This window comes from Actinotalea sp., from assembly GCF_041597215.1.
Classification (GTDB): domain Bacteria; phylum Actinomycetota; class Actinomycetes; order Actinomycetales; family Cellulomonadaceae; genus Actinotalea.
The window spans coordinates 1-7,727 of record NZ_JBFHHB010000157.1 but is presented as its reverse complement, the minus strand read 5'-3'; the positions used below and the strand labels follow the sequence as shown (position 1 = coordinate 7,727).

The following is a 7,727-nucleotide window of genomic DNA, read 5'->3' as shown; positions in this document are numbered from 1 at the left end:
GGTGCCGACCGACTGGCCCGATGCCGCGCCCGTCATCGACGAGATGGCCCAGGACCTCGAGATCAGCACGCGGGACGACGACGCCGAGAGCGAGCCCGCCGTCGAGAGCGAGCCCGTCGCTGAGGCCGAGCCCGCCGTCGAGGCCGAGCCGGTCGCTGAGGCCGAGCCCGCCGTCGGGGCCGAGCCCGCCGTCGCCGACACCGCTCCGGCGGACGAGCCCGCCGCGGACCCCGCAGGGGAGTGACCGACCCGCTGGGTGCCGCCGCGCTGCGAGAGGCGGCGCTGACGGCCTGGCGCGCCAGTCCCGCCCGGCTGCGCGAGGACGCCAACAGCGAGGAGGACCACGCCCGCGGTGGCTACCGCGATCGCGTCGTCGTCGAGCTCGCGCAGAACGCCGCGGACGCCGCCGGGACCGACGGGCGGCTCCTGCTCAGGCTGGTTCCCGGGCCCAGGCCCCTGCTCCTCGCTGCCAACACCGGCACCCCGCTCGACTCCCGCGGGCTCGCCTCGCTCGCGACCTTGCGCGCCTCGGCCAAGAGCGGTGCCGGCCCCACCTCCGCACGGGTGGGGAGGTTCGGGGTGGGCTTCGCCGCCGTGCGGTCCGTCTCCGACGAGATCGCCGTGCTGACCGACGGCGGATCGGCGCACTTCTCCCTCGGCGGGGCCGCCGCCCTCCTCGCGGCCGAACCCGCGCTGGACGGGGTGGTGGCGAGCCGGCGCGGAGCGCTGCCCGCCCTGCGCCTGCCCTTCGCCGGGCCCGGGTCCGTGGGGGAGGCGGCCCTGACCGGGCCGGACGCCCCGATGCTCGGTGACCCCTGGGACACCGTCGTCGTGCTGGAGCTGCGTGACGACGCCGCCGTCTCCCAGGTCGCAGCGCAGCTCGAGGCCGTCGACGACGGGCTGCTCCTGGCGCTTCCCGGTCTCGTCCGGGTGACGATCGAGCAACCGGGCTCGGTGCGTGAGATCGCCGGTGTGCGGGACCGCTGGATCGTGGCGACGGCCACCGGCGAGTTCTCGCCTGCCGCGCTCGCGGACCGGCCGACCGAGGAGCAGGAGCGACGCGGCTGGCAGCTCAGCTGGGCCGTCCGGCGCGACGGGGTCACCGTGTCGGGGCCGGTCCATGCCCCGACCCCGACCGACGAGCCCTGCACCGTCCCGGCGATGCTGGTGGGCACCTTCCCGCTCGACCCCTCGCGCAGGCATGTCGTCCCGGGGGCCGCGACCGATCTGCTGGTGCAGCGCTCGGGGGAGGTCTGGGCTCGGCTCCTGCTCGACTGCCGTGACGAGCGAGCGGCGGGACGGGCCGCACCGGACCCGCTCGACCTCCTGCCGCGGGCCTGGCCGGCAGGGGCCCTGGACGGGGCGGTCAGGGATGCGCTCCTGGCGGCGACCCGCAGCACCCCCGTGCTGAGCACCGCGGGCGACGGGCGCGGCATCGCTCCACGGGACGCCGCCGTCCTGGCGGCGCCATGGACCTCCGACCGCGCGGCGCTCGACGTCCTGGGTGCCTGGGACGCCTCCCTCGTCCGGCTGGACGACACCCACCGCGACCTGGTGCGGCTCCTCGGGCTGCGCGTGGTGGCCATGGCCGAGATCGCCGAACAGCTGCCGGCGGCGGAGCCGGCCTGGTTGCGTCGGGTGTACGACCTGTTCTCCGGCGCGACCGGGGACAGCCTCGCCGACCTCGCGGCGGTCCCCGTGCCGCTGCGGGACGGTCGGGTGGTGCACGGCGCGCGCGGCCTGGTGATCGTCGACGGGGACGTCCCGGCCCCGGTGCTCGACGCGCTCGCCGGTGCCGGCCTCAGGATCGTCGACCCGGAGGCCGCGCATCCGGTGCTCGAACGGCTCGGTGCCGAGCGTGCGGACGCGAGCGCCCTGGCCCGGCACCCCCTGCTGCGTGGCTGGGTGCTCGGGGAGGAGGGCGAGGACGAGCGCGCGGCGACCGAGGTGCTCCTCGGGCTGCTCGGGGCCGCCCGCGAGGCGGGCCGGCGCCCTGACCCGGAGCCGTGGTGGGGCGAGGCGCTGCTCGAGGCGGAGGACGGCGACGCGGTCCCCGCGCGCGGGCTGACCCTGCCGGGGACGGACGCGGCCGAGTGGTTCGACGAGGAGGTGCTGCCCCGGGTGGCGCCGTGGCTCGTGGACCGTTGGGGCGAGCTGCTCACCGAGGTCGGGGTCCTCCGCGGGCCGGCGACGGTCCGGGCGGACGATCCCGTCGTGACCGAGGCGCTGGACGGGTGGGCGGAGTACCTCGACGAGCTCGGTGCGCCGCGGGAGGGCGAGGAGCTCCTGGCCGTCGCCGACCTCGATGCGCTGCGGCCCGAGGCTTGGGGCGCCGTGCTCCTCGCCCTCGCGGACGGCTCCTGGAGCGAGGTGCTGCGTCCCGTCCTGCGCGAGGACGGCGGTCGCTCGCCCTCCTACACCGCCTGGTGGCTGCGCACCCGTGCCCCGCTCGGTCTCGGTGCGCCGTTCGCCCTCCCCGGCGTGCACGCGCAGGGCGCCGCGAGGCTGCTCGGTCCGCCGCCGCGGGCCGTGTCCGCCGTGGCCGAGCTCCTGGCGGCGCAGGGCGCAGGCCCCGCACCCGTCGCGGCTCCCGGAGCCCTCGAGCTGCTGCGGGCCCTCGGCGGGGTCTGGTCGACCGCCGAGCTCGACGCCGAGGGGTGGGTCGAGCTCTGCGAGGGACTGGAGGTCGGTGCGACCTGCGAGCACGCGGTCGCCGTCGACCTGTGGCGGTCCCTCGCCCGGGTGGCGGCGGGGAAGGACCCCGTCGACGAGATCTCCCGGCTGCCCGCCCTCGTGGCGGACGGTCCGTCCCGCCAGGCCCGCGTGGTCGCCGCGGAGGAGGCTGCCGTCGTCGACCCGATGTGGGCTCAGCTCGACGCGTGCCTGCCGGCGATCGTGGTGCCGGCGGGCGAGGTCGAGCGGGCGGCGCGGGCACTGGACCTCGACACGGGTGCCGACCGCGCTCGCGGGAGGGTGACCTCGTCCGGCACCCGGGTGCCGACGCCGCCGGTTCTGCTGGACCTGATCCCGGGGCTGCCGCCGACCTGGCTCGAGCACGAGGAGCTCCGGGTCGACGGCGAGCCGGTCGACTGGTGGGTCTCCGAGGGCCAGGTGCACGCGAGCACGACGGACGGGTTGGCCTGCGGGACGGCCCTGCTCGCGGGATGGGCGCAGCGGGACCGCATCGCTCGCCTGCTGCACGACCCGTCGGCGCTCACGGCCGTCCTGCTCGACCGTGCGGGGGACCCGCTCGGGGCATGAGGGGCGGGGCCGTTCAGGCCCGGGGCCCCCGACGGCGCGCCCACAGCACCGCGAGCAGGCCGAGCCCGGCACCGGTCGCGCAGGTCGCGACGGCCCGGCTGCTGCCGTCGCCGACCGAGGCGAGGAGGGCGAAGACGACGAGGGCCACGACCCAGAGCGCCGTCCCCACGAGGAAGACCCGGGTCAGGTCGACCGGGACGGGCGCGAGCCTGCTCGGCTCGAGGAGTCGTCGGCGCGGCATGTGCCCAGCCTAGGTGGTGCGGCGCGCCCCGAGGTGCGCACGGCGGCTCGCGCATCGGTGCCGGGACCCCGCCGCGGGAGGGGCCTGCTCACGATACGTGCACGGATACACACCGGACACACAGGTCTGCCACCCTGTGCGCCATGGCGCAGACCACGACCTCCACCGCTCAGAGCGCTGGAGGCTTCCTCGACTCCTTCTTCAAGATCACCGAACGCGGCTCGACCGTCGGCACCGAGATCCGCGGTGGCCTGGTGACCTTCTTCACGATGAGCTACATCATCGTGCTCAACCCGCTGATCATCGGGACCGTGCAGGACAACGGCTTCGGCGGGAACTTCCTCGGCGGCGGCTCCGAAGGCCCCAACTTCGCGATGATCGCCGCAGCCACGGCCCTGGTGGCCGGCGTCATGAGCATCCTCATGGGTGTCGTGGCGAACTTCCCGATCGCGCTCGCGGCCGGTCTCGGGCTCAACGCGGTGGTGGCCTACTCCATCGCCACGCTTCCCGGGATGACCTGGCCCGACGCGATGGGCCTGGTGGTCCTGGAGGGGCTGATCATCCTCGTCCTGGTCCTCACGGGCTTCCGGGCCGCGGTGTTCAAGGCCGTCCCGATCGAGCTGAAGACCGCGATCAGCGTGGGCATCGGCCTGTTCATCGCCTTCATCGGCCTGGTCGACTCCGGCTTCGTCCGGATCCCCGCGAGCCTCGCCACCCCGGTGGAGCTGGGTGTCTCCGGCTCGGTCGCCGGCTGGCCGCTGCTCGTCTTCGTCGTCGGTCTGCTCCTGGCCATCGTGCTGATGGCACGCAAGGTCCGCGGTGCGCTGCTCATCTCGATCCTCAGCTCGACCGTGCTCGCGGTGATCATCGAGAGCTTCGCCAAGCTCGGTCAGCAGCCGATCGACGGCAGCAACCCGACCGCGTGGCGGCTCGGGGTCCCGGCGATCCCCGAGGGCGGGATCGTCAGCGCTCCCGACTTCTCCCTGCTCGGTCAGTTCTCCCTCTTCGGCTCGATCGGCAAGATCGGGATCGTCGCCGTCGTCCTGCTCGTCTTCTCGCTGCTGCTCGCCGACTTCTTCGACACGATGGGCACCATGGTCGCCGTCGGTGGCGAGGCCGGACTGCTCGACGAGGAGGGCAACCCGCCCAAGTCCAAGCAGATCCTCGTCGTCGACTCGATCGCCGCAGCGGCAGGTGGGATGGGCTCGGTCTCCTCCAACACGAGCTACATCGAGTCGGCCGCTGGTGTCGGGGACGGCGCACGGACCGGTCTGGCCTCCGTGGTCACCGGTACCGCCTTCCTGCTGGCGACCTTCCTCTCGCCGCTCGTGGAGATGGTGCCGTTCGAGGCAGCCACGCCGGCTCTCGTCGTCGTCGGGTTCCTCATGGTCATGCAGGTCTCGGGTATCGACTGGAAGAACTACGAGGTCGCGATCCCCGCGTTCCTCACGATCATCCTCATGCCCTTCACCTACTCGATCACCGCAGGCATGGGCGCCGGCTTCATCGCCTTCGTCGTGCTCAAGGTCGCCAACGGCAAGGCCAAGCAGGTCCACCCGCTCATGTGGGGGACCGCTCTGCTCTTCATCGCGTACTTCACGCTCGGTCCCATCAAGTCGGCCCGGGGGGTCTGACCTCCGCTGTCCCCGGACGGGCCCGGGCCCCGACGCACCACGGTGCTCGGGGGCCGGGCCCGTCCTCATCCGGAGGTGGCAGGATGAGTGCGCTCGCGCGGCCCGCGGGCGCTGAGCGGAAGCAGGAGGCGTACGTGCGCATCTCGGTGATCGGTTGTGGGTACCTCGGAGCGGTCCACGCGGCGTGCATGGCCCAGCTCGGCCATGACGTCGTCGGAGTGGACGTCGACGAGAAGAAGGTCGCCCTCCTGACCGCGGCCACGGCCCCCTTCTTCGAGCCGGGCCTGCCGGAGCTCCTCGCCGAGACCGCGGCCACCGGTCGGCTCGCCTTCTCCACCGACATGGCGGCCGCCCGTGGCGCCACCGTCCACTTCATCTGCGTGGGAACCCCGCAGAAGCGCGGCGAGAACGCGGCGGACCTGCGCTTCGTCGACGCAGCGCTCGACGCGCTCCTCCCGCACCTGCAGCCAGGCGACGTCGTCGTCGGCAAGTCGACGGTGCCCGTCGGCACCGCGGAGGACCTGGCAGCCCGGATCGCCGAGGTCGAGCCGGCCGCGACGCTCGTGTGGAACCCCGAGTTCCTGCGGGAGGGCTTCGCCGTGCAGGACACCCTGCACCCCGACCGCTTCGTCTACGGGCTGCCGGAGGGGCCGGACGGTCAGCGCGCGCGGGCGGTCCTCGACGAGGTCTACGCGATCCCGCTGGCCGAGGGAATCCCGCAGGTCGTCACGGACCTCGCGACGGCCCAGCTGGTCAAGGTCGCGGCGAACTCCTTCCTCGCCACCAAGATCTCCTTCATCAACGCGATGGCCGAGCTCTGCGAGGCGACGGGTGCCGACGTGACGGAGCTCGCCGACGCCATCGGGCACGACGCGCGCATCGGTCGCCGCTTCCTCAACGCCGGCCTCGGCTTCGGTGGCGGCTGCCTGCCGAAGGACATCAGGGCCTTCATGGCCCGGGCGGGCGAGCTCGGCGCCGACCAGGCCCTGTCCTTCCTGCGCGAGGTCGACTCGATCAACCTGCGCCGGCGGGTCCGCATGGTCGACCTCGCGCGCGAGGTCTGCGGCGGCTCGATCGTCGGCCGACGGATCGCCGTGCTCGGCGCGGCCTTCAAGCCGAACTCCGACGACGTCAGGGACTCGCCAGCGCTCAGCGTCGCGGCCCAGATGCGGCTCCAGGGTGCGCATGTCGTGGTGACCGACCCCGAGGCCATGGAGAACGCCGAGCGGGCCTGGCCCGACCTGCGCTTCGCCGAGAGCGCCGAGGCCGCAGCGGCAGGGGCGGAGCTCGTGGTCCTGGCGACCGAGTGGACGCAGTACCGCGAGCTCGAGCCGGCGCACCTGGGCACGCTCGTGGCCGAGCGACGCATCCTCGACGGGCGCAACGCCCTCGACCCCGCCGCCTGGCGCGCCGCCGGGTGGACGTACCGCGCGCTCGGCCGGCAGTAGCCACCCCGGCTCACCCTGCGGGGCGAGCCACCCCGACTCACACCGCGGGCTGAGCCCGTGCGTCTCCTTACCGGAGGTACGTACCCCGGGTCATGACCTATGATACGGACATGCCTCCGATCGATCCCCGGCCCGAGACCGGGCAGGACCCCGCGCTCGACACGCGGGTCCGCCCGGCACAGTGCCGCCCCACGACGCTCGCCGGCAGCCTGCGGGTCGCGGTGACCCGGGCCACGCGCAGGCTGCGCCTCGAGCGCAGCAGCGAGCAGATCACCGACGGGCAGTACGCGGCACTCGCCGCGCTGGCCAACCGCGGCCCGATGACCCCGACGGTCCTGGCCGAGGACCAGCACGTCCAGGGCCCGCCCATGTCGCGCATCGTCGCGAGACTCGTCGACGCGGGCCTCGCCCGGCGGGACGAGCACCCGACGGACGGTCGGCAGGTCGTCATCTCCGTGACCGAGGCGGGGATGGCAGAGGTCACCGAGACGCGCCGCAGGCGCAACGTCTGGCTCGAGGCCAGGCTCGCCGAACTCACCCCCGCCGACCGCGAGGTCCTCGCGCGTGCGGCAGTACTCCTGGATCGGATCGCCACGCAGTGAGCTCCACCTTCACCTCCCTCAAGTACTTCAACTACCGGTTGTGGTTCGTCGGCGCCCTCGTGGCGAACGTCGGCACCTGGATGCAGCGCGTCGCGCAGGACTGGCTCGTCCTGACCGTCCTGAGCGACGACTCCGGGATCGCCGTCGGCATCACGACCGCGCTCCAGTTCGCGCCGGTCCTGGCGCTGTCGGCCTACGCCGGGGTGCTCGCCGACCGGCTCCCGCGGCGCGCCCTGCTCATCGCCACCCAGGCGGCCCAGGGCGTGCTCGCCCTCGGTCTCGGCGCCCTCGTCCTGCTCGGTCACGCCCAGCTGTGGCACGTGTACGTCTTCGCGCTCCTGCTCGGCTGCGTGTCGGCGATCGACGGGCCCGTCCGGATGACCTTCGTCGCGGACATGGTCCCCGCTGACAAGCTCTCGAACGCCGTGGGCCTCAACAGCGCGTCCTTCAACGCCGCTCGCCTCATCGGTCCCGGGCTGGCGGGCGTGCTGATCGCCTGGATCGGCACGGGCTGGGTCTTCGCCCTCAACGGCGTCTCGTT

Annotated in this window: 6 protein-coding genes and 1 pseudogene; 6 read left to right on the top strand and 1 reads right to left on the bottom strand. The window is 73.8% G+C overall.

Annotation, left to right across the window (positions count from 1 at the left end; translation table 11 throughout):
- Both ABWK99_RS11260 and ABWK99_RS11255 read left to right on the top strand, forming a co-directional pair.
- Positions 1-244: pseudogene (locus tag ABWK99_RS11260) on the top strand (hypothetical protein); the annotation flags it as partial.
- Complete coding sequence (locus tag ABWK99_RS11255; RefSeq protein ID WP_372594794.1) at positions 241-3,261, top strand: sacsin N-terminal ATP-binding-like domain-containing protein; 3,021 nt, start codon at positions 241-243, stop codon at positions 3,259-3,261. The pseudogene ABWK99_RS11260 and the gene ABWK99_RS11255, both read left to right, overlap by 4 nt.
- 13 nt (positions 3,262-3,274) lie before the next feature.
- Here the strand turns inward: ABWK99_RS11255 and ABWK99_RS11250 are convergent, their stop codons facing one another.
- Positions 3,275-3,502 carry a DUF2530 domain-containing protein gene (locus tag ABWK99_RS11250; RefSeq protein WP_372594793.1) on the bottom strand — a complete coding sequence of 76 codons (228 nt, stop codon included), beginning with the start codon at positions 3,500-3,502 and terminating at the stop codon, positions 3,275-3,277.
- A gap of 143 nt (positions 3,503-3,645) precedes the next feature.
- On the opposite strand from ABWK99_RS11250, the gene ABWK99_RS11245 reads away from it, so the two are divergent.
- The 4 genes from ABWK99_RS11245 to ABWK99_RS11230 form a co-directional block, all read left to right on the top strand.
- Positions 3,646-5,136 carry an NCS2 family permease gene (locus tag ABWK99_RS11245; RefSeq protein WP_372594792.1) on the top strand — a complete coding sequence of 497 codons (1,491 nt, stop codon included), beginning with the start codon at positions 3,646-3,648 and terminating at the stop codon, positions 5,134-5,136.
- A 134-nt stretch (positions 5,137-5,270) separates the two neighbouring features.
- Positions 5,271-6,584, top strand: coding sequence for a UDP-glucose/GDP-mannose dehydrogenase family protein (locus ABWK99_RS11240; protein WP_372594795.1), 1,314 nt, complete (start codon positions 5,271-5,273; stop codon positions 6,582-6,584).
- A 110-nt stretch (positions 6,585-6,694) separates the two neighbouring features.
- Positions 6,695-7,186 carry a MarR family winged helix-turn-helix transcriptional regulator gene (locus ABWK99_RS11235; RefSeq protein WP_372594791.1) on the top strand — a complete coding sequence of 164 codons (492 nt, stop codon included), beginning with the start codon at positions 6,695-6,697 and terminating at the stop codon, positions 7,184-7,186.
- On the top strand, positions 7,183-7,727 hold a 545-nt coding region (locus ABWK99_RS11230), incomplete at its 3' end, for an MFS transporter (protein WP_372594790.1). The genes ABWK99_RS11235 and ABWK99_RS11230, both read left to right, overlap by 4 nt.